Origin of the sequence: Metasolibacillus sp. FSL H7-0170, from assembly GCF_038593115.1 — a bacterium.
GTDB classification, from domain to species: Bacteria; Bacillota; Bacilli; order Bacillales_A; family Planococcaceae; genus Metasolibacillus; species Metasolibacillus fluoroglycofenilyticus.
Map to the genome: position 1 here is coordinate 3,054,108 of NZ_CP151964.1, position 25,167 is coordinate 3,079,274.

The 25,167-nt window shown below is 39.1% G+C and carries 19 protein-coding genes and 1 riboswitch; of the genes, 16 read left to right on the forward strand and 3 right to left on the reverse strand.

The window, feature by feature from the left end; genetic code table 11:
* Positions 1–154: 154 nt before the first annotated feature.
* The 10 genes from MHH70_RS14355 (at position 155) to MHH70_RS14400 (ending at position 14,550) form a co-directional block, all read left to right on the forward strand.
* Positions 155–1,051, forward strand: a complete 897-nt coding sequence (locus MHH70_RS14355) for a LysR family transcriptional regulator (RefSeq protein WP_066165762.1) — start codon at positions 155–157, stop codon at positions 1,049–1,051.
* A gap of 10 nt (positions 1,052–1,061) precedes the next feature.
* Positions 1,062–1,889 (forward strand): tetratricopeptide repeat protein, encoded by an 828-nt coding sequence (locus tag MHH70_RS14360; protein ID WP_066165765.1) that lies wholly within the window; start codon positions 1,062–1,064, stop codon positions 1,887–1,889.
* 285 nt (positions 1,890–2,174) lie between these two features.
* On the forward strand, positions 2,175–2,657 hold the full coding sequence (locus MHH70_RS14365; RefSeq protein WP_066165767.1) for a hypothetical protein: 483 nt from the start codon (positions 2,175–2,177) through the stop codon (positions 2,655–2,657).
* A 17-nt stretch (positions 2,658–2,674) separates the two neighbouring features.
* Positions 2,675–3,964 (forward strand): globin-coupled sensor protein, encoded by a 1,290-nt coding sequence (locus MHH70_RS14370; RefSeq protein WP_066165770.1) that lies wholly within the window; start codon positions 2,675–2,677, stop codon positions 3,962–3,964.
* Between the two features lie 291 nt (positions 3,965–4,255).
* Positions 4,256–5,653 carry a protoporphyrinogen oxidase gene (hemG, locus tag MHH70_RS14375; RefSeq protein WP_342471804.1) on the forward strand — a complete coding sequence of 466 codons (1,398 nt, stop codon included), beginning with the start codon at positions 4,256–4,258 and terminating at the stop codon, positions 5,651–5,653.
* Between the two features lie 99 nt (positions 5,654–5,752).
* Positions 5,753–5,853: riboswitch (SAM riboswitch) on the forward strand.
* A gap of 140 nt (positions 5,854–5,993) precedes the next feature.
* The gene (locus MHH70_RS14380) at positions 5,994–7,838 is read left to right on the forward strand and encodes a bifunctional homocysteine S-methyltransferase/methylenetetrahydrofolate reductase (RefSeq protein WP_342471805.1); all 1,845 of its coding nucleotides are present in this window, start codon (positions 5,994–5,996) and stop codon (positions 7,836–7,838) included.
* Positions 7,831–11,262: a methionine synthase gene (gene metH / locus MHH70_RS14385; RefSeq protein ID WP_107943738.1), complete on the forward strand. Its 3,432-nt coding sequence runs from the start codon at positions 7,831–7,833 to the stop codon at positions 11,260–11,262. The genes MHH70_RS14380 and metH overlap by 8 nt, the downstream gene beginning before the upstream one ends.
* A 340-nt stretch (positions 11,263–11,602) precedes the next feature.
* Entirely contained in the window at positions 11,603–12,568 is a 966-nt protein-coding gene (locus MHH70_RS14390) for a fatty acid desaturase (RefSeq protein WP_342473212.1), read from the forward strand.
* A 246-nt stretch (positions 12,569–12,814) separates the two neighbouring features.
* The gene (locus MHH70_RS14395; RefSeq protein WP_342471806.1) at positions 12,815–13,948 is read left to right on the forward strand and encodes a sensor histidine kinase; all 1,134 of its coding nucleotides are present in this window, start codon (positions 12,815–12,817) and stop codon (positions 13,946–13,948) included.
* Positions 13,945–14,550, forward strand: coding sequence for a response regulator transcription factor (locus MHH70_RS14400; protein ID WP_066165783.1), 606 nt, complete (start codon positions 13,945–13,947; stop codon positions 14,548–14,550). Before MHH70_RS14395 ends, MHH70_RS14400 begins: the two co-directional genes overlap by 4 nt.
* A 202-nt stretch (positions 14,551–14,752) precedes the next feature.
* Here MHH70_RS14400 and MHH70_RS14405 read toward each other — a convergent pair whose 3' ends face one another.
* The 3 genes from MHH70_RS14405 to MHH70_RS14415 form a co-directional block, all read right to left on the reverse strand.
* A complete protein-coding gene (locus tag MHH70_RS14405; RefSeq protein ID WP_066165786.1) occupies positions 14,753–15,727 on the reverse strand; it encodes a proline dehydrogenase family protein in 975 nt (324 codons plus the stop codon).
* A gap of 86 nt (positions 15,728–15,813) precedes the next feature.
* Complete coding sequence (gene fetB / locus MHH70_RS14410; protein WP_066165788.1) at positions 15,814–16,572, reverse strand: iron export ABC transporter permease subunit FetB; 759 nt, start codon at positions 16,570–16,572, stop codon at positions 15,814–15,816.
* Entirely contained in the window at positions 16,569–17,291 is a 723-nt protein-coding gene (locus MHH70_RS14415) for a phosphate ABC transporter ATP-binding protein (RefSeq protein ID WP_107943742.1), read from the reverse strand. The genes fetB and MHH70_RS14415 overlap by 4 nt, the downstream gene beginning before the upstream one ends.
* Positions 17,292–17,415: 124 nt before the next feature.
* Between MHH70_RS14415 and MHH70_RS14420 the strand changes: the two genes are divergently transcribed.
* From MHH70_RS14420 to MHH70_RS14445, 6 genes are all read left to right on the forward strand, one after another.
* Positions 17,416–18,885, forward strand: coding sequence for a nicotinate phosphoribosyltransferase (locus MHH70_RS14420; protein WP_066165793.1), 1,470 nt, complete (start codon positions 17,416–17,418; stop codon positions 18,883–18,885).
* A 13-nt stretch (positions 18,886–18,898) separates the two neighbouring features.
* Entirely contained in the window at positions 18,899–19,723 is an 825-nt protein-coding gene (gene nadE, locus MHH70_RS14425) for an ammonia-dependent NAD(+) synthetase (RefSeq protein WP_066165796.1), read from the forward strand.
* 152 nt (positions 19,724–19,875) lie between these two features.
* The gene (locus MHH70_RS14430) at positions 19,876–20,208 is read left to right on the forward strand and encodes a hypothetical protein (protein WP_066165799.1); all 333 of its coding nucleotides are present in this window, start codon (positions 19,876–19,878) and stop codon (positions 20,206–20,208) included.
* Between the two features lie 401 nt (positions 20,209–20,609).
* Positions 20,610–21,554, forward strand: a complete 945-nt coding sequence (locus MHH70_RS14435; protein ID WP_342471807.1) for a MoxR family ATPase — start codon at positions 20,610–20,612, stop codon at positions 21,552–21,554.
* Complete coding sequence (locus MHH70_RS14440) at positions 21,551–22,738, forward strand: DUF58 domain-containing protein (RefSeq protein WP_107943744.1); 1,188 nt, start codon at positions 21,551–21,553, stop codon at positions 22,736–22,738. The genes MHH70_RS14435 and MHH70_RS14440 overlap by 4 nt, the downstream gene beginning before the upstream one ends.
* Positions 22,735–24,891 carry a transglutaminaseTgpA domain-containing protein gene (locus MHH70_RS14445; protein WP_342471808.1) on the forward strand — a complete coding sequence of 719 codons (2,157 nt, stop codon included), beginning with the start codon at positions 22,735–22,737 and terminating at the stop codon, positions 24,889–24,891. Before MHH70_RS14440 ends, MHH70_RS14445 begins: the two co-directional genes overlap by 4 nt.
* Positions 24,892–25,167 lie beyond the last annotated feature (276 nt).

Consider the following 25,167-nt stretch of genomic DNA (forward strand, 5'->3'; position numbering starts at 1 on the left):
ATTTTAAGAAAAATGTATTTTAATTCTTGTAATTTTATTTATTTTTTGTTATACGATGCTGTTATTACAGCTTATTATAGTAGTGAAAAAATATAAATACAATTTATTATTTCTATCATTTTGATTCCATTTGGTTATCAATAGGAGGGTTAAAATGGAAATTCAACAATTATATTATTTTAAAATAGTTGCAACATTGCAGCATATGACGCAGGCCGCAGAGAAACTGAGTATTTCCCAGCCTGCCTTAAGCAAGTCGATTGCTAATATAGAACAAGAATTAGGCGTCCCTTTGTTTGACCGACAAGGTCGCTCAATTTTTTTAAATCGTTATGGGGTATTATTTTTAGAAAGCGTAGATATTATTTTAGCTGAGCATAGTAAAGTAATGCAGGAGTTTGCTGAAATTACGAAACCGGGCTTTGGAGAGGTGTCCTTTGGCTTTATACATACGCTTGGTATGGAGGTTGTACCAGAGCTTATGGCGCAAACCTCAAAAAAATATCCGAATATGCAATTTACCTTAACACAATCAGCATCGCTACGTTTATTAAAGCTTTTAGAGGATGGGGATATTGATTTATGCTTATCGCAAAAAATTGAATCGAAACTTTTAGAAATTGATTGGGTAGAGCTTTGGACCGAGGAGCTTTTTGTTATTGTGCCAGAAAATCATCCTTTAGCAGAGCGGGACTTTATAAAGTTAATTGAAATTAAAGACGACCCATTTATTTCAATTAAACGAGGGAATTCGCTAAGACAAATGGTCGATACATTATTTCAATCGGTTGGAACTACTACAAATACAACTTTCTCTGCTGAAGAAATGCATACTGTTGCAGGATTTGTTGGCTCAGGGCTTGGTGTCTCATTAATTCCAAATGTGAAGGGACTTGACCAATTTAATGTAAAGAAAATACGAGTAAGTGAACCAGCATGTTATCGAAAAATAGGGCTTTCATGGGTGAAAAGTCGCTATCTTTCACCAGCGGCAAATGATTTTAAAAATTTTTTAATTGAATCATTATTACACGAGCAACAAGGCAAATGAGGTGACCAATTTGTTTCAGCAAGAGAAATTAATTACCAAACTACCTAAAGATGAGCAAGCTTTTTGGTTTAAGCAATTAGAGATGGCAAAGCGCGGTGAGCGGGAAGCCATTTATAAACTAGTGCAGCTTTATGGAGACAATGGCTGGCACAAAGAGAAAGTATTATGGCTACAGCAAATAGAAGATGAGGCAGAGGCACAATATGAGCTTGCCAATTATTATTTTGAAGGGCTTGGCGTAGAGGAAAACGAGCATAAAGCATTGAATTATTATAAAAAAGCAGCGTTGCAAAATCATGCTGATGCCGCCAATAACTTGGCGGATATGTATTTGAATGGGGAAGGTGTAGAAGTAGACGAACAATTGGCTTTCTACTGGTTTAGGAAGGCAGCTGAGGCGGGTGTAGTGGAGGCAATGTTTACGTTAGGCATAATGCATGAGCAGGGCTTAGCAACGAAAATAAACGAAGAACGTGCATTCCATTATTATTTAAGCTCCGCAAACGGTGGATATGTAGAGGCCCAGTACCGTGTTGGTATGGTTTATTTAGAAGGTTCGCTAGGACAGCAGTACAATTTACAAAAGGCTATTGCATTTTTTTTAAAGGCAGCTACAGTACATCATATCGATGCATTGTTTAATTTGGGCTATATTTTTGCGGAGCCACAGTTCGGCATGCAAGATGGAGTAAAAGCAATTCATTATTTTAAGCAAGCAGCACTACTCGGTGATACAGAGGCGAAGTTACAGCTAGCTCAGCATTACGAAAGTGGTATAATTGTTGCACGCAATGAACAAGAGGCACGAAGATGGCATCAAGCAGCAAAAGTGAAATAGTCAACATTACCTGTTTGGTAATTCAAAAGTCCTTTTTAAATATTTATATATAGATACTATAGAACTCTTGGTTAGTTTTTTGATAAGGGGTATAATATACTAAAAAATTATTGTAAATAAACATAGTAGGTAAAATGTTTAAAAAATCGATTTAACGTGAAATAGATTATAAAAGCATGTTTGGGCATAGTTAATTCAAGTAAGTGCAAACTTCTGCTCCCTGTCTAAAGTACTGTATTATTATACTTTAAATAAATGAAATTAAGACAGTCTGGATGTGATAATATGAGCGAGCAACTTTCAATACAAGATGTAGGGAATCAGGAAACACGTGATTTACAAAGAGTTTTATTGGAGCAGCAGGAGGATATTACAGCACTGTGTACAATTATGGAGCAGCTAAGGGTACCTGAACATAGTATTTATAGTAAAGATCAACAGCAACATAACGTCACGCTTCAACAAATGCAGGAAAGGCAACAGCAACGCTTTCATCATTTAGATCAAATGATTTTCACACATAAACGTCAGCTTAAAAAAGACCAAGCATCAACTGACGGTATTATTACATTCGGTAAAGAGGTGCGAAAAATGGAGGCGGGTATTCGCACTTTACGTTTATTTTGTGAGGATGTAGTAAAAATGACAGCAGTCGAGTATACAGGCCTAAATCGCGCAGCAGATAGAATCTATTATTTCGATAAGCGTTCAAAAGCTTTACAAGTGGAAATTCACACATTAAGAGAGGAAATCGATAAAAAACAATAATAGAAGTAGGTGTTGCTATGTTCTTGAGAAAAAAAGAGAAGAATGAACGTATGCATCTCAATCATTTTGCTGTTGAAATGCGTATAGACCAAGGTTCTAAAATCGCAAAGCAAATAAAAATGCTGCAAATGACAGACGATGATTTGAAGTTTTTAAAAGCGTTTCAGCCATATGTGGAGGAAAATATTGAGGCCATTGTTGATTATTTTTACGATGCCATCGGTATGGAGCCAAGCTTAACAAAAATTATTGATGATAATAGTTCTGTAGAAAGATTAAAAAAGACGTTGAAAAAACATATTCGCGAGATGTTTAGCGGTCAAATTGATGAGCAATTTTTTTTAAAGCGTCAACGAATTGCACAGGTACATGTGCATATCGGTTTGCCGACAAAGTACTATATAGGCGCATTTCAAAACTTATTTATTAATTTAATGGAAATTGTAGAACAAGAGGTTGAACATCCAAAAGACCAATTTGCTACATTGCGGGCAGTTTCAAAAATATTAAATTTTGAACAGCAAATTGTGTTAGAGGAGTTTGAAAACGTAGTTCAGCAAACTAAGATTAAACATGAGGAGCAAAAAGAATATATAAGCTGCCAAATTGTAGAGGCTACAGAAAATTTGGTAGCTGTTGCAGATCAAACTTCGGCTGCTGTTAGCCAGCTACATGAGCAATCTGAGGGGGTTGTGAATTATGCTGAGCAAGCATTGCAAATATCTAGTAATGCAACGAGTTGTGCTAATGATGGGAATGATCAAATTAACCGGTCACTGCAGCAAATGGAGAAAATTATTCAATCCGTCGATGAAATTGCGCTAGATATTCATGAGTTAGTCACGATTTCTAGGGAAATGGAAGGCATCATAGCGATTGTAACTAGCATAGCAGATCAAACTAATTTGCTTTCTTTAAACGCTGCAATAGAGGCTGCACGTGCAGGTGAGGCGGGAAAAGGCTTTAGCGTTGTAGCAGGCGAAGTGCGAAATTTGTCGGAGCAAACGAAGCTATCTACTAAGAATGTTGCGACTCTTTTACAAAGCTCTAATATTCAGACGGAAAAGCTTTTGTCATCTATGCAGCGCATTCAATCCGCAGTTGCTTTAGGCGAGCAAAGTCTGTCAGAAACTGCGCAGAGATTTACACAAATTTTAGTAGCAATGGAAGAGCAACAGCAAAAAAATAGTCTAGTAGGACGAGAAGTCCATACTATTGGACAAGTCATCGATGATTTAGGAGCTGCATTTAATGAGGTCTCACACTCCGTCGATTCGCTAGCAACAGTTGCGAAAGAGCTTGTATAAAAGTTAATTATTGTTAAAAGGTCGATTTGTTCCACAATTTGTGTGACGAATCGGCTTTTTTGCTTAGCTACATTGGGAAAATTTATGGGCAAATCAAGCATATTTGCAGGCAAAATCAGCAACGAATCTTGTGAATTTTTATAGTTTACGGGCGCAAATATTGGCTAGTCGGGTGAATTATAGCTTTTCGGCTAAACTTATCATTTTTGTCACAGAACGAATCTGAAATTTAACGTAAAAACAGCTATACTAAAAATAAGAGAAATTGACGTTTAGCAAGGAGAGACAACAATGAAAACGATTGTAGTTATTGGTGGCGGTATTACAGGGCTTTCTACAATGCATTACTTGGCACGACAGGTACAGGAGCAAAATATCGATGCAAGGCTTGTTCTTATAGAAGGAAATCAGGAATTAGGTGGAAAAATTCGCTCTCAGCAAATCGATGAGTTCATTATGGAAACAGGTGCGGATTCAATTGTGGCACGCCATCCGGGAGTGCTTGATTTAGTACGTGAAGTGCAGTTTGAGGATGAGCTTGTTTATAATGCGACAGGAATCTCATATATTCATACAAATAATGAGTTACATGCTATTCCAGCGGGCTCTACATTTGGTATTCCGATGAGCGAGGAGTCTTTAATGGCTAGTACATTATTGACAGATGATGAAAAACAGCGCGTTTTACAGGATGCGGAGATTGCAAATGACCGTTTTACAAAGGATAGCTCTATTGGTGAGTTTTTGGAATATTTTTTAGGTGAAGGCATCGTTAAAAAGCAAATTGCGCCCGTCTTAGCAGGGGTTTATTCAGGTAATTTATATGAATTGTCAATTGCCTCGACCTTGCCTTATTTAGTAGATTATAAAAATAATTACGGTAGTATTATGGCTGGCTTTAAAGCGCATCGCGAACAATTTGAAAAAGCAGCAGATAAAAAGTTTATTTCGTTCCAACGGGGGATGTCAGCTTTTATTTATCGCATAGAAGAAAGCTTACCACAGGTGGAGTTTATGAAAGGGGTAGCAGTGACATCGGTTGCGAGGCATGACGGGCATTATAAAATTATGCTAGATACTGGACAAATGATTGCTGCGGATATAGCTGTTTTAGCAGTACCGAATGAAACAGTGAGGCAATTGTTAACAAATGAGCAGTTGACATATCATTTAAAACAATTTACAAATGGCTCTGCTCTTACACTCTATGCTGGATTTAATGTGTCAGACTCTGTTTTACCTGCGGATGGAACGGGCTTTATTGTTTCGCATAATAGCGACTTGCAATGTAATGCCTCTACTTGGACGAGTCGTAAATGGGCACATACATCAGAGAACGGCAATTTACTAGTACGTTTATTTTATAAAGATAGCAATCCCCGCTATGAGGAGCTTGCAACTATGTCAGATGAGCAACTAACGGAAATTGCCCTACAGGATATTAAGCTGAGCTTAAATATTGATGACAAGCCGAGCGTAGTAAATATTACAAAATGGATTGATAAAATGCCACGCTATGACCTTGCACATCGAGATGCCCTAAAAGCGGTAGAGAAGGAAATGGCAGAACATTACCCAAACATGCTGCTTGCAGGCTGCTCTTATTATGGTGTAGGTATCGGCGCATGTATTCAAAACGGACGCCATACAGCAGCGAAGGTAATTGCTAGAATAAGCAAGAATAGATAGCGATATAGTAGGATATTTCGTATGTTTCGTAAAAAACACTTCTCAAATGCGATACACTACTCTATAATGAACAATAAGAATTTAATAAATATTCAAAATTTCTTATCGAGAGAAGCAGAGGGACTGGCCCAATGAAGCTTCAGCAACCAACAATGATGTCAGGTGCTAAATCCAGCAGGTGTTATACCGACAGATGAGAAGGAACGACGTGAACAAGTAGAGCCTTCTTTAAATATACATTTAGAGAAGGCTTTTTTGATTTTTGCAAATATACAAAACTATAGCCTTGAGTAGATGAAAATCTAGAATCAAGGTGAAATTAGGAAAGTGAGGATATAAAATGGGGCTACGTGAAGCATTACAAACTAGAGTATTAACGGCGGACGGTGCAATTGGTACGCTGCTTTATTCATATGGATTGGATTATTGTCATGAGGAAATGAATATTACAAGACCTGAAATTGTAGAAAAGATTCATAGTGAATATATTGCTGCTGGAGCAGATGTTATTCAAACGAATACGTACGGGGCAAACGCTATTAAATTAGCGCGTTATGGCTATGAGGACCGAGTGCAGGAATTTAATGAGGCAGCCGTGAAGCTAGCGAAGGCGGCTGTTGGTGCAGGTGAGCAATTTGTGCTTGGTACGATTGGTGGTGTGCGCGGTATTCGAAAAAGTGACGCGACATTAGAGGAGATTTTAGTGGCGGTTCAAGAGCAAGCGCAAAGTTTGTTAGCAGGTGGGGTAGATGGATTGCTGCTTGAAACGTACTATGACTTTGAGGAATTAGCAGCGACTGTTAATATGCTACGCCAATTAACTGATAAAGTGCTTATTGCCCAATTATCGATGCATGAGCCGGGTATCCTACAAAACGGAATGCGTTTGAATGATGCGTTGACACAGCTTGATGCACTTGGAGCAGATGTTGTCGGTATGAACTGTCGCTTAGGACCGTATCACTCCATTCAAGCGATGGAAACAGTGCAATTGCCAGAGCACGCCTTTCTTTCTGCTTATCCAAATGCTTCTCTACTAGATGTAGAGGATGGGCGCGTTGTGTATGAGTCGGAGGCAGATTATTTTGCACGTGCGGCTGTAGAGTTAGTTGGTCAAGGTGTTCGATTAATTGGTGGTTGCTGTGGTACGACGCCAAAGCATGTGGAGGCAGTGAAGAAGCGTTTAGCAGGTGTCACACCTTTGACTGAAAAAGAAATAAAACCTGTTAGTATAGAGTTTGTGCGTGTGCCAGAGCCGCCTGTCGAGGAGCCTTTACATATAAAAGTAAAGCGCGAACGTTCGGTTATTGTTGAATTGGATACGCCACGTCATTTAGAAATTGATGGTTTTGTTAAGGGGGCAAAGGAGCTCTATGAAGCTGGGGCAGATGTAGTGATGATGGCCGATAATTCCCTTGCTTCACCGCGTATTAGCAATATTGCGATGGCCTCTATTTTAAAATTGCAGCACGGGGTTCGTGCTTTGCCCCATTTGACATGTCGTGACCGCAATTTAATCGGGCTACAATCGCATTTGATGGGCTTAGATGCACTTGGCTTGCACGATATTTTAGCGGTGACAGGTGACCCGACAAAAGTTGGGGATTTCCCCGGGGCAACAAGCGTTTATGACGTATCATCAATGGAGCTAATTTCGTTGATTAAACAGTTAAACGAAGGAATTTCTTTCTCAGGGAAGCCATTGCGTAAACAGGCTAATTTTTCTGTCGCGGCAGCTTTTAATCCGAATGTGCGGGTGTTGGACCGTGCGGTAAGCCGTTTAGAGAAAAAAATCGAGCATGGGGCGGATTACTTTATTTCACAGCCTGTTTACACGAAGGAAAAAATTATTGAAATATACGAGGCGACAAAGCATTTAGAAGCGCCAATTTATATTGGTATTATGCCATTAACGAGCTTTAAGAGTGCGGAGTTTTTACATCATGAGGTACCAGGTATTAAATTATCTGATGAAGCGCTAGCGCGTATGGAAGCTTGCGGTGATGATAAGGCGAGAGCAACCGCTGAAGGTGTGGCGATTGCGCAGGAATTACTTGATACAGCCTGTGAATACTTCAACGGTATTTACTTAATTACACCGTTTTTACGCTATGATATGACACTACAATTAATGGATTATGTGAAACAAGTAGATGCACAAAAAGGAGTTAAAACAAATGTTTAATCATCCGATTGAGGAACAATTAGCAAAGCGCATTTTAATAATTGATGGTGCAATGGGCACAATGCTGCAAAATGAAAATTTAACATATGATGATTTTGGGGGCGAGGAGTTAGATGGCTGTAACGAAAATCTTGTTCTAACACGTCCGGATGTTTTGCACAAAATACACCGTGCTTATTTAGAAGCAGGGGCAGATATCATTAGTACGAATACATTTGGTGGTACGCCCCTCGTATTAAATGAATATGATTTAGGGCATAAGGCAACTGAAATTAATAAACGTGCTGTGGAAATTGCCAAAGAGGAAGCAGAAAAACTTTCTACACCTGAGTGGCCACGCTTCGTAGCAGGTGCAATCGGCCCAACGACGAAAACATTATCGGTTACAGGTGGTATTACCTTCGATGAGCTAGAAGAAAATTTTTATGTACAGGCACATGCACTTATCGAAGCAGGAGCAGATTTAATTTTATTAGAAACGAGCCAAGATATGCTCAACGTAAAGGCCGCAACAATCGGTATAAATCGCGCGTTTAAGGAACTTCAAAAAGAGCTCCCGATTATGATTTCTGGAACAATTGAGCCGATGGGTACAACGCTTGCAGGACAATCAATTGAAGCTTTTTATATTTCAATTGAGCATGTGAAGCCATTATCAGTTGGTCTGAATTGCGCAACAGGGCCAGAGTTTATGACAGACCATATTCGCTCATTATCAGAGTTAAGCACAAGCTATGTAAGCTGTTATCCGAATGCAGGCTTGCCTGATGAAAATGGCTGCTATCATGAAACACCTGAATCATTATCGAAAAAGCTGCAAGGCTTTGCGGAGAAGGGCTGGTTAAATATTGTCGGTGGTTGCTGTGGTACGACACCTGCACATATCGCAGCAATTCGCGAGGCGGTAGATGGTCACCCACCACGTCAGCCTCAGCAATCTATTGGAGGACATGCTGTGTCAGGCATTGAGCCATTGCAATACGACGAGTCAATGCGTCCATTATTTATCGGCGAGCGTACAAACGTTATTGGTTCACGTAAATTTAAAAATTTAATCATTGATGGGAAATTTGAGGAGGCCGCAGAAATTGCACGTGCACAAGTAAAAAGCGGGGCGCATGTAATTGATATTTGCTTGGCCAACCCTGACCGTGATGAGGTAGCGGATATGCGTGACTTTATGCAAGAGGTAGTGAAGAAAATAAAAGTGCCTCTTGTAATTGACTCGACAGATGAGAAGGTAATGGAGGAAGCGCTGAAGTTTTCGCAAGGGAAAGCGATTATCAACTCCATTAACTTAGAGGATGGAGAAGAACGCTTTGATGCAGTAATGCCGCTTGTGAAAAAATATGGGGCTTCCCTCGTAGTCGGTACTATTGATGAGCGAGGAATGGCTGTAACACGTGAGCGTAAATTGGAAGTGGCGGTGCGCTCTTATAAGCTGTTAACTGAAAAGTGGGGCCTTTCACCAGAGGATATTATTTTTGATCCATTAATGTTCCCTGTTGGTACAGGAGACGAGCAGTATATCGGAGCCGCTGAGGAAACGATTGAGGGTATTCGTCTGATTAAAGAAAAATTACCAGGCGTCTTAACAGTGCTAGGGGTAAGTAATGTTTCCTTTGGTTTACCTCCTGTTGGACGTGAAGTATTAAATGCAGTTTATTTATATCACTGTACGCAGGCTGGTCTTGATTATGCAATTGTTAACACTGAAAAACTGGAGCGATATGCATCAATTCCTGAAAATGAAATTAAGCTAGCGAATGATTTAATTTTCAATACGAATGATGAAACACTTGCGGTCTTTACTGATTTTTATCGCGATAAGAAAAAGGAAAAAACAGAGGCAGATATTCCAAAAACAGTGGAAGGTCGCTTAGCTTATTATATTTTAGAGGGTACGAAGGAAGGCTTAATTGCTGATTTAGATGCCGCAATGGAAATTTTCGAAACACCATTAGATATTATTAATGGACCTTTAATGGACGGCATGGCAGAAGTAGGTCGCCTCTTTAATGATAACCAATTAATTGTAGCAGAGGTACTGCAATCAGCAGGGGTGATGAAGGCTGCGGTTGCCCATTTAGAGCAATTCATGGAAAAGAACGATGAATCTGCAAGCAAAGGGAAATTAGTTTTAGCAACGGTAAAAGGTGATGTGCATGATATCGGGAAAAACCTCGTTGATATTATTTTAAGCAATAATGGCTATAAAGTAGTTGACCTAGGGATTAAAGTGACACCATCTGAATTAATTGAAGCAATTCGCAAAGAGCAGCCAGATTTTGTTGGTTTATCAGGCTTACTTGTAAAATCTGCTCAGCAAATGGTATTAACTGCACAGGACTTCAAAGGAGCTGGCATTGATATACCAATTTTAGTAGGTGGTGCTGCATTATCACGTCGCTTTACTGAAACGAAAATTGCCGCAGAATATGACGGACCTGTTATTTATTCAAAGGATGCAATGCAGGGCTTAGACTTTGCCAATCGATTAATGAATAAAGAGGAGCGCAAAGGGCTTTTAGAGGAAATTCGCGATGCGCGTGATAAGCGTATGGAGGCAGATGAAAAGCGCGCTGCTAAGCCAAAGCCAGAGCTACCGAAGAAGTTTGTACGCACGGTGGAGGATGCGTCCGTATTTGTACCAAAGGACTTGACGCGTCGCATTAAGCGTAATTATTCTGTCGCACATCTACAGCCTTACGTAAATTTGCGTACATTGATAGGACATCATCTTGGCTTAAAGGGCAATGTCGACAAATTTTTAGCTGAAGGTGATAGCCGTGCAGTTGAGTTACATGAGCTTGTAACAGGCTATTTACAAAGTGATACTTTCCAGCCATCGGGGATGTATCAGTTTTTCCCTGCTCAAGCAGATGGAGATGATGTAGTTATTTATAGTCCAGAGGATGCGAAAACTGAAATTGAGCGCTTCACTTTTCCGCGCCAGCAAGTAGAGCCATATTTATGTTTAGCTGATTTCTTGAAAACAGTTGATAGTGGTGAAATGGACTATATCGCATTAATGGTTGTCACGGCTGGTTACGGCGTAAGTGATAAGGCACGCGAGCTAAAGGAGCAAGGGCGTTTCTTAGAAAGTCACGCACTACAAGCAACAGCACTTGAGCTTGCAGAAGGCTTTGCAGAACGTATTCACCAAGAAATTCGCGACCAATGGGGCTTCCCAGATGCAACAGACTTTACAATGCGCGACCGTTTCGCTGCAAAATATCAAGGGCAGCGCTTTAGCTTCGGCTATCCCGCTTGTCCAAATTTAGAGGACCAAGAAAAGCTCTTCGGTTTGTTAAAGCCAGAAGAAATTGGTGTGCAGCTAACAGATGGCTTCATGATGGAACCTGAAGCAAGCGTATCTGCAATCGTTTTTGCACATCCAGATGCTCGCTATTTCAATGTCTAAGAGAGGGCGCAAAAAATGCCGTGCGGTTGCCGGCGTTTTTTGCGTTTTATTAACAGCAGTAATTAGTGAATGAACATGTCTGAAAAGGTGTTCCTATGTTTATTTGTCATAAAACAGTTGGCTAACGCATCGTCTTATAGATGATTCCATTACCAATTAGTACCTGGTCATATGACACTTGTCATAAAAAAGTTGTGATATTTATGTCTACTTATCTTTGGAGCGATTGTTTAATATAAAGTTAATAAATCGAACGAAGGTAGGGGTTCACTTGGCACTTACAGATGCTGAAAAAACAAAGCAGCTACGCAAGGAAGTAGCGCCGTTTGCAAAATCAGAAATGAGAAAAAGTATTCAACAACTATTCAATACTTTATTTCCATTAATAGCATTATGGGCACTTGCGTTTTATGTAATGCAATATTCACCTTGGCTAAGCGTAGTATGTAGCGCAATAGCAGCGGGCTTTCTTGTACGTACATTTATTATTTTCCATGATTGTACACATGGCTCATTTTTCAAAAGTAAAAAGGCAAATGACCGAGTAGGCTTTATTACAGGTGTGTTAACATCTTTCCCATATGAAAAATGGAAGCGAGAGCATACAATTCACCATGCGACAAGCTCAAATTTAGATAAGCGCGGAATCGGTGATATTGACATGCTAACAGTGGAAGAATATGTGGAGAAATCGAAGCTAGGTCGCTTTGGCTACCGCTTATATCGCAATCCAATTGTAATGTTTGGCTTAGGTCCACTTTATATGGTCTTAGTATTAAACCGTTTCAACCGTAGCGATGCTAAGAAGAAAGAGCGCATAAATACACATATTACAACACTTGTGTTAATTGCAATTTGTGCGACTTTAATATTCGTATTTGGCTGGGCAGCATTTTTACTTGTTTATGGTGTGACATTATTTATTGCAGGTTCTTTAGGGATTTGGTTATTCTATATCCAACATACGTATGAGGATTCTTATTTCGAATTCGAGGAAGACTGGGATTATGTAAAGGCGGCTGTAGAAGGAAGCTCGTACTATAAGCTCCCAAAAATTTTACAATGGATTACAGGGAATATTGGCTTCCACCACGTGCACCATTTAGCACCACGTATTCCAAACTACCATTTAGAGGCTGCACATGAAAATGTAAAACCGTTGCAGCATGCAACGACGATTACATTAAAAACAAGCTTAGAATCAATCCGTTACAAATTATATGACCCAGATAGCAAGAAGTTTGTAACATTTAAGGAAGCAAACGCACTTATTGCACTGCGCAATAAAAAACCTATACAGGCATAATTACCAAGGGGCTGTTCAGAAAGGCTATACTTTCTGAGCAGCTTTACCATTTGTCCGCATAAGACATAGGTGGGAGATTAACTGCCCGTAAAAGTACGAATGATTCAACTAACAATCAGTGGGGAGAGCTTTCACTGATTGAAGTTTCACTTTATCTAGATTTAAACACCTTTTTCAACTATATGGAAGAGCACTTTGGTATAATACATATTCAAGGAAGTTTATTTTCAGAGAAAGGAGGTTCTTATGCAAAGTTGGTATAGCATTATTCCTAAAAGCCCATGGTTAAGTATTTATATATGGATTATATTTTGCATTATGCCATTTTTCTTTATCGTTAGGTCTTTTTCTATTTGGCATATTTTATTAGGCACTTGTTTAATATTGCTCTATTTCGTATTTCATCGCTTTTCTTTTAAATCGAGGAGCGGGTTAGTGTATATGTGGCTCAGCTTTCAAATGGTACTTAACGTTATTATGACATTGGTCTTTGGCTATGTTTATTTATCGCTTTTCACCGCGTTTTTTATCGGTAATATAAGGCGACCTGTCGGGTTTTATATTATGTATGGTTTACATATTGGCTTTACTGTGCTATCCATAGTAGCGGGCTATTTTATTTATTTAGATATGTTTTTAGCACAGACACCGTTTATTATTTTAGCAGTTATTGGTGTTGTACTACTCCCATTTACACTTTATACACGCAATAAGCAGGAAAATTTAGAGGGTGAGCTTGAAACGGCTCGCGAGCGTATTTCAGAGCTTATTATTCATGAGGAACGTCAGCGTATTGCGCGAGATTTGCACGATACACTTGGGCAAAAGCTATCAATGATTGGTTTGAAAAGTGACTTAGCAATGCGTCTTGTGGAAAAGAAGCCTGAGCAGGCGATAGTTGAAATTAAAGATATCCGTCATACGGCATCAATTGCACTGAAGGAAGTGAGGGAGCTTGTTGCGGATATGCGAGCTGTCAGAATCGAAGAAGAATTGTATCGTATTGAGCAAATTTTGAAGGCAGCTGAAATTGAGTTTGTTCTTCACAATGAAGGGCTTGAGCTACAAATGCCTGTCTTGTCTGAAAATGTTGTAAGTATGGCGATGAAAGAGGCTGTCACAAATGTTGTCAAGCATAGTAAGGCATCGCGCTGTGATATTACAATTGCTCAAACAGATAATGAAGTGGTTATCGTTATAAAGGACAATGGAGTTGGTTTACCAGAGCGCTTTCATGCTGCTGGTAGTGGCTTAAAAGGGATGCAGGAACGATTGGAGTTTATCAATGGAACGGTTGAGCTAGTAAGTGATAATGGAACGCTGTTAACAATTCGCGTACCACTTACGATAACGCATCAAAAAGGGAGTGAGACGAAATGATACGAATAGTCATTGCTGAGGATCAAGGAATGTTACTAGGTGCGATGAAATCCTTGCTTAGCTTAGAGGAAGATATGGAAGTAGTAGGTCTTGCGAAAAACGGTGAAGAGGCGATTAAGCTTGTAACTGAACTACAGCCTGATATTTGTATTATGGACATTGAAATGCCTGTAAAAACCGGGCTTGATGCAGCAGAATTGCTACGAGAGCATGAATGTAAAATTATCATTTTAACAACATTCGCTCGCCCTGGTTATTTTGAACGTGCACGTAAAGCAGGAGTGCGCGGCTATTTATTAAAGGACAGCCCGATTGAGGAGCTTGTACATGCGATTCGCACAATTATGGATGGTCGTAAAATTTACGCACCGGAGCTTGTTGACTTCGTTTATGAGGATGATAGTGAAAATCCTTTAACAGAGCGTGAAAGCCAAGTGTTAGAGTTAGTGGCAGAAGGCAAAACCACCAAGGAAATTGCGGCTGAGCTTTATTTATCCGCAGGTACAGTGCGCAACTATATTTCCACGATTTTAGATAAGCTAGGCGTCAGCAACCGCATTGAAGCAATCGCTCGTTTTAAAGAAAAGGGCTGGAATAAATGAGATATGGAATAAATCCCAGAAAAATATGGTAAGTAAGTGAATTTTTCTAATAATTTTGCCCGAATGAGCATTAAACTATTAGTAATATAAATAAGGGTATGCAAAAAGAATCGTCTGAAAAGATATTTTTAGCGAATATTTATTATAAAAGCAGAGCCTGTCCGAAAAGATATACACTTTTCGGACAGGCCCTTTTTAAAATTTACTTTTTCTTTTTTGTTAAGCGACCTAATGCAAAAGCGCCTGCTGCGACAGCTAAAATTGTGTTTGTTTTTTTGTTAAATACTTGTTTCGTTACAAGATTTAAGTTTTGCGGACGCTCTGCAAGACGGCGCATGAAGTAGCCGTACCAGTCTTTGCCGAATGGTACATACGTACAGAAATTATAGCCTTCTTTTGCTAAAGTGACTTGCATTTCTTTACGGAAGCCGTATAGCATTTGGAATTCGAATTTATCATTTGGGATATTATGGTCTTTTACAAAGCGTTTCACATGTTCGATAACATTGTGGTCATGTGTAGCGATTGACGTAAATTTACCGTTTAGTAAATGATATTCGATTAATTCGATGTAGTTTAAGTCGATATCTAATTTATCTTGGTATGCAACAGACTCAGATTCCTTGTATGCACCTTTTACGATACGGAGGCGATAGTCCTTGAATTTTTCAATATCTTCTTTCGCACGGAAAAAGTATGCTTGGATTACTGTGCCGACATTATCATATGTTTTAGAAAGCTCTTCGACTAAATCGAAAGATACTTGTAAACGGTCATAGTTTTCCATATCAAAGTTAACAAAAATATCGTATTCAGCAGCTTTTGCCACGATTTCACGTAAATTGTCATAACAGAAATCAATATCGATATCTAGACCAAGCTGGGAAGGCTTTAATGAGATATGTGCATCTACACCTTCAGTATGAATCGCTTCAATGACAGCTAAAATTTGCTCTTTCGCTTTTGTAGCTTCAGATTTTTCGAAAACAAATTCACCTAAATTATCTACTGTACATGAAATGCCAAGTGCATTTAATTGTTTAATACTTTCGATTACTTCAGGGATATTCGTGCCTGCAACGACGCTTTGAGCTCCTAATTTTAAGCCATACTTTTGTGCTGCGCTATTTAAAAGCTGGTTTTCTGATAAGTGGATAAAAAAGTCACGTAATAGCATAAACTGTGCTCCTTTTATTTTTAGAATATAAATCTAAATTATTATAACATATTTAGGCGAATATGCTACCAAAGTATAGAACATCATCAATTAAAAGAATTTTTAATTAATTGCATACGTTCATTAAACAAAGAAGGATAGATTAAAAAGCCAAAAACAATGCTAGTTAATGTCGCGCATGTTAACAAAGCAAAGACGATTAAAATTTGAAATTGTACTGCCTGTATCGGGTCAGCGCCACCGATAATTTGTCCACTCATCATACCGGGTAACTGAACAAGACCGATTGTTTTTTGCGCTTCAATTGTTGGAATCATACTCGCTTTAATGGCCTTCGTTAAATGGCGATGCACTGCTTGCTTTGGCGTACCACCAAGCGATAAAATAAGCTCAATTTCATGCTCGTTTGCTTCAATTTCTGCCGAGAAGCGGTTTAAAAACAAAATAGCTAAAACCATTGAATTGCCAATTAGCATTCCGCTAATCGGAATAATATATTGGGCGGTTGGTGGAATAATATGAAAACCTACTAACACACCTTGTGTAATCACTTCAACAACAATTAATGTAACCGCTAATTTCCATGTAATACCCGGAATATTTTTCCCATTTTTACGTGCGTTAAGTGTCGCAACGGTAATCATCAATACAATCATCAGTAACAAATAAATGAAATGCTCGGTATCAAAAACGAATTTCAATACATAGCCGACGACAAGTAGCTGAATAATGGAGCGCACAGTGGCAATTACTGTATCCTTTTCAAGCCCTAAATTTAATGTCTTGGATAAAAGAAGTGGAATGAGGACAAAAATAAGTGTTAATGCTAATGCTGTATAGGTCATGTCGTCCTCCCAAGAAGAAATGCTACAATTCTAGGGTCAGTAGAGTTCATTATTTCTTTCGTTGCACCCGCAGCGACCAATTGACCCTTCATTAATACCCATGTCATATCCCCTAACTCCTGTGCTTGCCGAATACTATGCGTAATCCAAATAATTGTTACACCTCTTTGGCGCAGCTTTAAAATTAATTGCTCAATATCATAAACGGATTGTGGGTCTAAGGCGGATGTAATTTCATCTAACAATAGAATAGTAGAGTTGTTTAATAAAGTTCTAGCAATTGCTATTTTTTGTTTTTGCCCACCAGATAAATCAGTTGCCTGTTTTAGTAAGAAAGATTCATCTAGACCGACATCAATAAGTGCGTTCAAAGCCTCTTCATTTGTTAATATCTCGTGCTGAAGCCGTCTTGGCAATGCTAGATTTTCAAAGACAGTTGTTCGCAAAATAGGGGCCTGCTGTAAAACGATACCTACCTTTCTGCGAAGTGCGGTTGGTTCAAATGTGTCGATGGCTTGTCCTTCCACATAAATATTGCCATTTGTCGGACTAATAAGCGCATTGCATAATTTGAGCAACGTCGTTTTTCCTGCGCCTGATGGACCAATTAATGTAGTAATAGAGCCCTGCTGTACTCGCTGTGAAATATTCGATAAAATCATTTGTTTATTTATTTGGTAGCTAATATTTTCAAATTTGATTACGTGTGAAACGGTCATAGCAGTCTCCTTTTTTCTCATGATATTACGATAAAGTATATCATTAAGCACAAACATTCGAGCCGATTAAAATTCTAAAATAGTGTATACTATGACTAATATGTTTCGGAAGAAGGGATTTTGTATGGGAACGAAGTATCAAGATGATAGCTTAGCGTTACACACGGACTTATATCAAATCAATATGGCTGAAAGTTATTGGGCAGATAATGTGCATAATCGAAAGGCTGTGTTTGAGCTATATTTTAGAAAGTTACCATTTGGCAATGGCTATGCTGTTTTTGCAGGACTTGAGCGTGCGCTTGATTATTTAAAAAACTTCCACTTTACAGAAAGCGATATTGCTTACTTGCGTGAAGAGCTAGGCTATGGGGAAGATTTTTTAAGCTATTTACAAGATATTCGCTTTACAGGAACAGTCTATTCAATGGTAGAAGGGGAGCTTGCTTTTGGCAATGAGCCAATTATGCGCATTGAGGCACCGCTTATTGAAGCGCAGTTAGTTGAAACTGCCCTGCTGAATATCGTTAATTTCCAAACACTTATTGCAACAAAGGCAAGTCGTATTAAGCAAGTGATAAAAGATGAGGTAGGCATGGAGTTTGGAACAAGACGTGCACAGGAAATGGATGCTGCATTGTGGGGGGCAAGAGCTGCTGTAATTGGTGGCTTTGAATCAACATCAAATGTGCGCGCGGGGAAAAAGTTTAATATTCCTGTATCGGGCACGCATGCACATGCGCTTGTACAAGCATATAAAAATGATTATGACGCCTTTCATGCGTATGCGAAGCGACATCGCAATTGCGTCTTTTTAGTAGATACGTATAACACATTAAAATCAGGTGTCCCAAGTGCAATTAAAGTAGCAAAGGAACTTGGGGATAAAATTAATTTTGTCGGCATTCGTTTAGATAGCGGGGACATCGCCTTTTTATCAAAGGAAGCACGTCGTATGCTTGATGAGGCAGGGTTTCCAGATGCGAAAGTAATTGTGTCGAATGATTTAGATGAATATACAATTTTAAATTTAAAGGCACAAGGGGCAAAGGTGGATATGTGGGGGATTGGCACAAAGCTTATTACTGCATATGATCAGCCAGCGTTAGGAGCTGTTTATAAAATAGTAGCAATTGAAAATGAAAACGGTGTGATGGAGGATACAATTAAAATTTCTGCAAACGCTGAAAAAGTAACGACACCGGGCTTGAAAAAAGTCTATCGCATTATCGACCGCGCTACAGGCAAGTCAGAGGGAGATTATATTGCGATGGAGGACGAGCAGCCACAGGAGGAAAATCGCATTAAAATGTTCCATCCTGTGCATACATTTGTCTCAAAATTCGTCACGAATTTTGAAGCGAAAAACTTGCATGTAAAAGTAATTGAAGATGGGAAGATTATTTATCAAAACCCAGCACTTACAACTATTCGCCAATATGCAAAGGACAATTTAGAGCTGCTGTGGGATGAGTATAAGCGTTCATTAAATCCAGAGGAGTATCCTGTAGATTTAAGTCAAAAATGCTGGGATAATAAAATGCGCAATATTAATGAGGCGCGTGCAATGGTTGAAAAGTTGGAGCAATCATAAGGGGTGTTGACAAATGACATTGCAACAGCAAATTATTGAAGAGCTAAAGGTTTTACCAACGATTGACCCACAAGAGGAAGTTCGTAAAACAATTGATTTTCTCAAAAGCTATGCCGAGAAGCATAGTTTTATTAAAGGCTTTGTACTAGGGATTAGTGGAGGTCAGGATTCTACGCTTGCTGGCAAGCTAACCCAGCTAGCGGTAGATGAGCTAAATGCAGAGGCAGGCGAAAATAAATATGCATTTTGGGCAGTTCGCTTACCATACGGTAATCAGTTTGACGAACAAGATTGCCAAGATGCGTTAGAATTTATTCAGCCGACGCATATTTACACAATTAATATTAAAGCGGCAGTAGATGCAAGTGTACACACATTAACTGCTGCTGGTATCCAATTAAGCGATTTTGTGAAGGGCAATGAAAAGGCACGGGAGCGTATGAAAGCACAGTTTTCGATTGCTGCAATGCATAATGCAGTCGTGATTGGCACCGACCATGCGGCTGAAGCAATTACAGGGTTCTACACAAAATTTGGAGATGGTGGCGCAGACTTAATGCCGATTTTCCGTTTAAATAAGCGCCAAGGAAAGCAAATTTTAGCGCACTTAAATTGTCCAGCGCATTTATACGTTAAAGTGGCGACAGCGGATTTAGAGGAGAACCGTCCTGCACTACCTGATGAGGTAGCGCTTGGCATCACCTATGATTTAATTGATGATTATTTGGAAGGTAAAGAAATACCAGCAGATGCGCGCGCCATTTTAGAAGGGCACTATTTGCGTTCACAGCATAAACGACATATGCCAATTACGATTTTTGATGATTTTTGGAAATGAGAAAACAATAGAGCCGAACTATGAATGGAACGCTAAAAGGCACTCCTGAATAGCTCGGCCTTTCTATTTTTTACGCCAGCTTTATTTTTTACACAAAAATACGATATAAATAGTACAAGTAATTCTATTGAAATTGGAAGGAGGTATGTGTAATGCGCACGTCTAGAGTAAGTGCTACGCATAATAATATGTTTCGCGACACGCGCCATTATGTGCAGGCTAGCGATGCTTTTGGACAGGTGATGGATGAAAACAATCGCCCACCGTTTCAGCAGTCCAATCATGAATCTTTCCTAGCGAATAATAAAAAAAATAAGAAAAATAAAGGCATTATTTTAAAAAATAGCCCACGCCTTATTATTAAAGGCATGCAGTATAATGCAGACTCCGCGATGATTCGCAACCGTCTTATCGTAGCGTCTCAAGTGGTTAATTATACGAGCAATATCAAAAGTCGCCATTACACATACCGAAATTCAATTTAGAGTGCGTTTCACCAAACAGTGTAGTTCCCTGCTTGATGAAACGCTTTGTTGATGTTTTAGCAAAGAAACTACGGGATAAAAATCAGGTTTGTTGATTAGCTTTTATTTTACAAAGAATTTTAATAAAATGAAAGATGTAAAAAAGAACCATCTTCAGTGTGCAACAAGTCGGCAACTGTACTGCTCGTTGCATACCCTATCTCCTTTTAGTTGTGTTTAAAAGTGCTTTTAGCTATTCTTAAAGTATTAGCAGAAAGTTTCAACTCCCTGCTGATTAAAATCAAATGATTGGTGGACAACATAGGTTATATTGAAGGATTTTTCATGAAAGTCTAGATATAATTATGCTAATACATGTTTGATTATTCAAAAAATTGCTATTGCTGCAAGGGGGACATAGGATGCATCATCAAATAGAAGCGATTATAAAAAATATAGAAAAGGTCATGATAGGGAAGAAGGAGGTTGCCGAACTTAGCGTTGTTGCTCTGCTCGCTGGAGGACATGTGTTATTAGAGGACGTTCCCGGTGTAGGAAAAACAATGATGGTTCGTTCTTTGGCGAAATCAGTTAGTGCGGAATTCCGCAGAATTCAATTTACACCTGATTTATTGCCTTCGGATGTTGTAGGGGTTTCAGTTTATAATCCGAAAACATTGGAATTTGAATTCCGAGCAGGTCCAATTATCGGTAATATTATATTGGCAGACGAAATTAACAGAACATCGCCAAAAACGCAATCAGCCTTGCTTGAAGCGATGGAGGAGGCGTCTGTGACAATTGATGGTGAAACGCTTAAAATCGCAAAGCCATTTTTCGTTATGGCTACGCAAAATCCAATTGAATACGAGGGGACATACCCATTACCTGAGGCGCAGCTTGATCGCTTTTTATTAAAGATTAAAATGGGCTACCCGACAGTAGCTGAGGAGGTAGAAGTATTAAGAAGGGCACAGTACAAGCAACCAATTGAAGAGATTGAGGCGGTGCTTTCTTTAGAAGAGCTACTAGCATTGCAGCATGAGGTAAAGCAAGTTTATATCGAAGATAGCGTTAAAACGTATATTGTCGAATTAGCTAGCGCAACGCGTCGTGATGGACAAATTTATTTGGGTGTAAGCCCGCGTGCCTCACTTGCTTTAATGAAAGCAGCACAAGCCTACGCTTTATTAAAAGGAAGAGATTTTGTAACGCCTGATGATGTGCAATATTTAGCGCCATTTGTCTTTAGCCACCGTTTGATTTTGCAGCCAGAAGCACGTTATGAAGGGATTACAGCAGAACAGGTTATGGAGCGTATTGTTGAATGGGGCAGAGTACCTGTTCAAAGGTATGGTGAACAATGACGAATGTTTATACAATTATTCGAAATAATATTAAATTAGTAAGTATTGTAATACTCGCGATTGCCTTATTTTGCTATGCGATGTTTCAAGGTGGCTTTGTAAGTTGGTTTATTTTTTTTGTAATAAGCCCATTTTTGCTTTATGCAATCATGCTGTATATCGTACCGTTGAGATTTTCAATAACGGAGCGTAATATTTATCCATCTTACGCAAAGCATGGCGATGATTTGCAAATAACGGTAGGCTTTCGTAACAATACAAGAATTCCATTGGCTTTTTTGACTGTTCGCGAAATGGCGGAGGAGCATCATCTAAACGATAATAGTAAATTAATTTTTGTTGGCTTCAAACGATACTTTGAGTGGACATATGAAGTTAAAAATGTGACGCGTGGTGAATATCGCTTTCAAGGTTTGGCATTTACAGTGACCGATTTTTTCGGCTGGGCAATCCGTCAGAAAAATGTAGAAGCACCGCATGCAATTCTCGTTTATCCGAAAACCGTTGCAATCCCATTTTCTACAATGCAAATGCAGTATGATCAAGGGACAGTAGCCTCTAAATATACGATATTGAAAGATACAACAATGGCAACAGGTGTCCGAAATTATCAGCCAGGTGACCGATTTTCGTGGATTCATTGGAAATCCTTTGCGAAGGATGGGACACTGCGCACAAAGGAATTTGAAGACCGCCAAGCACAGCGTTTACTCGTTTGTATTCAGCAATCATCCGTCAAGCATTTTGAAGAGGCGGTTAGCTTAACTGCCTCTATTATGCAATCAATCGTGAAGCATAACGGGGAGGTCTCATTTGCTACAGCAGGAGAAAATCGATTGTATATGCCTGTTGTACGAACAGACGGACAGCTAGAAAAAGTGATGCGTCATTTAGCTATCGTTCAGGCAAGTGGAGAGGACACAGCGTCAACAATTGTACGTAGCAGATACCAAGGGTTGAATCAATCCATTTTAATTATCGTGACAGGTGAGTTTACGAAGGAATGTCAGCAATTATTATTAAGTAAAGCACAGCATGTACGTGCAATTATTTGCTTTGTTATTGTTACGAAAGATGAATTAAAAAGCATGACAAATACATACCGCACGATAGGACAAAACCGAGTGATTTATTTAACTGAGGATATGTTTAGTCAAGCATTCACGGAGGTGAATAGACCGTGAAAAAGGATGTAAGGTTTTATTTAGAATATGGTATTTATTATTTAATTATTTTCGTCATTTTACGAGAATGGTTGAATCCGATTATGGAGCTGACGAACACAGGATACGATTATTATTTTCTTCTTTTTATTGCTCTTTCACTAGCACTTGCTTTGCTAGGCTTACCACTTTTCATCACATGGTTTATTAAAATAGGCTATATCGCATTTTTTATTATAAGGGCGTATAGTGAGTTTTCATTTTTTTCAACTGAAGGGCTCCACTTTTTATATAGCGATTTGCAGTGGAATATGCTTCAGCTATTGCAAAGAAATTTCACTGAAGTGTCCAATCCATTTCGTACATTACTGTTTTTAATACTAATTTGGATGCTCGTTTATTTAATTCATCATTGGATTACTGTACATATGAGTGTCTTCTATTTCCTATTGTTAACAGTTTTTTTTATTGCAACACTTGATACATTTAGTGATTATGACGGGAAAGCCGCAATTGTAAAAGTTATGTTGCTCGGTTTAATGCTAACCGCCTTTCTTTTCTTGAAGCGTTCTACTACGACGATGGGGACATTGCTGCAAAGAAAATCTTATATGCATTATTTAATGCCTGTTATTGTATTTGTTTGTTTAGCTGGCTTTGTCGCTTTCTTGCTACCAAAAGCATCACCACAATGGTCAGATCCTGTTCCATTTATTAAAAGCCTAACAGGGCAAGGAAATGGGGGCGGAGCTGTAGAAGGAAAGGTCGGCTACGGTGAAAATGATGAGACCTTAGGCGGGGGCTTTTCACAGGATGATACAGTCGTCTTTCGAGCACATGCACAAAAAAGGCAATATTGGCGTGTAGAAACAAAGGATTTCTATACGACAAAAGGCTGGGTTGTGGACAATAGTTCCTATTTTGAAATGGAACTTCCATCTAATACGATATTGCCGCTTTCGATTCCGACTGGTGAGGAGCCAAAACAGGCAGAAATATTCCCGCTAGAGGAATTCCCATTTATTTTGCAGCCATACGGTTTACAACGAGTCGTGTTTGATGGATATACTATTTTAAATGGACAAACAGAAAAGTTGCAAACAGTTGTGCAAGATAATATTGTTGCACTCGACCATTATCAGCTTGTTTATAGTGAGCCTTCATATAGCTTCACCGCATTAAAGGATAAAAATATGCCGAGAATGGTAGTGGATGCGCGTTTTTTACAATTGCCACATAATTTACCGGAGCGTGTGCGTCAGCTAGCTGAGGAAATTACTAGCGATTACGGTACAACGTATGATAAGGCAAGAGCAATTGAGCGCTACTTCCAGCAAAATGATTTTAGCTATGACACGAAAAATATTGCATATCCTGCAGAAGACCAAGACTATGTAGACCAATTTTTGTTTGAAACAAAGCGAGGCTATTGTGACAATTTCTCTACAGCAATGGTTGTCATGCTTCGCGCTGTTGATATCCCGGCAAGATGGGTGAAAGGCTTCGTAGGGGGCGAGCAAGTTGGTCGTTCAGATGATGGGCTCTACATATATGAAGTGCAAAACAACGATGCCCATTCTTGGGTAGAGGTATATGTAGATGGTGTCGGCTGGATGCCGTTCGAGCCAACAATTGGCTTCTCTAGTCCAGCATCTATTGATTATGACGTAGAGCTAACAGAAAACGAAGATGAGCTCGTAACAGAGGAGCAAAGAGAGCTAGAGCAACAACAAAGAGAGGAATTGGAGCAAGCAACACAAAATGAAGAAACAAAAGAAACTACTTCAAGCATATTAAACGAGAAAAATAAAAAATGGTTGATTGTATTAATGATTGCTTTAGCTGCTGTAGGCTTCTTGTTGTATCGCCGCCGCCGTAAATGGTTGCCAACCGTATATGTACAAATGCAGCGCCAGAAAAAGCAGGATGCAGGGAATTTTGATTTATCTTATACGCGCTTATTGAAGCAATTAGAGCGTTATGGCTTTAAACGTCAAAGCAATCAAACATTGAAAAACTTTGCGCAGCAAGTAGACGAGCATTTCGGTACGAAGGATATGTCAATTTTAACAGAGGCTTATGAGCGCATGATTTATAGCGAAAAGGGTGAGGCACTAGATTATGAGCAGCTAAAAGAAAACTGGGCGTATTTAATTAACCGTACAAAGGGCTAGTGATTTACTATACAGATTTTCATCAATTAGCAAGTTCGTAAGGAACACTTCAAACAGCTTTCTGGAAAGTTGTACAGCAGCTACTTTTCAGAAAGCCTTAAAAAGAGTAGAATAAAGTGATACTTCAACCAGCAGGGGGTTTTATCTTGTTTGCTGGTTGTTACAATTTACTAATCAAGCTTTGACAGGTAGTAAACTTGAAAATTAGCGTCCTGTACCTAGCTTTCGAAAAAGATTACTGCCTGTTCATGCGGGGTAAATAGCATTAATAGGAGG

Coding starts and splice junctions, on each gene's coding strand:
- MHH70_RS14355 (WP_066165762.1), top strand. CDS start 155: ATGGAAATTCAACAATTATATTATTTTAAAATAGTTGCAACATTGCAG.
- MHH70_RS14365 (WP_066165767.1), top strand. CDS start 2,175: ATGAGCGAGCAACTTTCAATACAAGATGTAGGGAATCAGGAAACACGT.
- MHH70_RS14370 (WP_066165770.1), top strand. CDS start 2,675: ATGTTCTTGAGAAAAAAAGAGAAGAATGAACGTATGCATCTCAATCAT.
- hemG (WP_342471804.1), top strand. CDS start 4,256: ATGAAAACGATTGTAGTTATTGGTGGCGGTATTACAGGGCTTTCTACA.
- MHH70_RS14380 (WP_342471805.1), top strand. CDS start 5,994: ATGGGGCTACGTGAAGCATTACAAACTAGAGTATTAACGGCGGACGGT.
- metH (WP_107943738.1), top strand. CDS start 7,831: ATGTTTAATCATCCGATTGAGGAACAATTAGCAAAGCGCATTTTAATA.
- MHH70_RS14390 (WP_342473212.1), top strand. CDS start 11,603: ATGAGAAAAAGTATTCAACAACTATTCAATACTTTATTTCCATTAATA.
- MHH70_RS14395 (WP_342471806.1), top strand. CDS start 12,815: ATGCAAAGTTGGTATAGCATTATTCCTAAAAGCCCATGGTTAAGTATT.
- MHH70_RS14400 (WP_066165783.1), top strand. CDS start 13,945: ATGATACGAATAGTCATTGCTGAGGATCAAGGAATGTTACTAGGTGCG.
- MHH70_RS14405 (WP_066165786.1), bottom strand. CDS start 15,727: ATGCTATTACGTGACTTTTTTATCCACTTATCAGAAAACCAGCTTTTA.
- fetB (WP_066165788.1), bottom strand. CDS start 16,572: ATGACCTATACAGCATTAGCATTAACACTTATTTTTGTCCTCATTCCA.
- MHH70_RS14415 (WP_107943742.1), bottom strand. CDS start 17,291: ATGACCGTTTCACACGTAATCAAATTTGAAAATATTAGCTACCAAATA.
- MHH70_RS14420 (WP_066165793.1), top strand. CDS start 17,416: ATGGGAACGAAGTATCAAGATGATAGCTTAGCGTTACACACGGACTTA.
- nadE (WP_066165796.1), top strand. CDS start 18,899: ATGACATTGCAACAGCAAATTATTGAAGAGCTAAAGGTTTTACCAACG.
- MHH70_RS14430 (WP_066165799.1), top strand. CDS start 19,876: ATGCGCACGTCTAGAGTAAGTGCTACGCATAATAATATGTTTCGCGAC.
- MHH70_RS14435 (WP_342471807.1), top strand. CDS start 20,610: ATGCATCATCAAATAGAAGCGATTATAAAAAATATAGAAAAGGTCATG.
- MHH70_RS14440 (WP_107943744.1), top strand. CDS start 21,551: ATGACGAATGTTTATACAATTATTCGAAATAATATTAAATTAGTAAGT.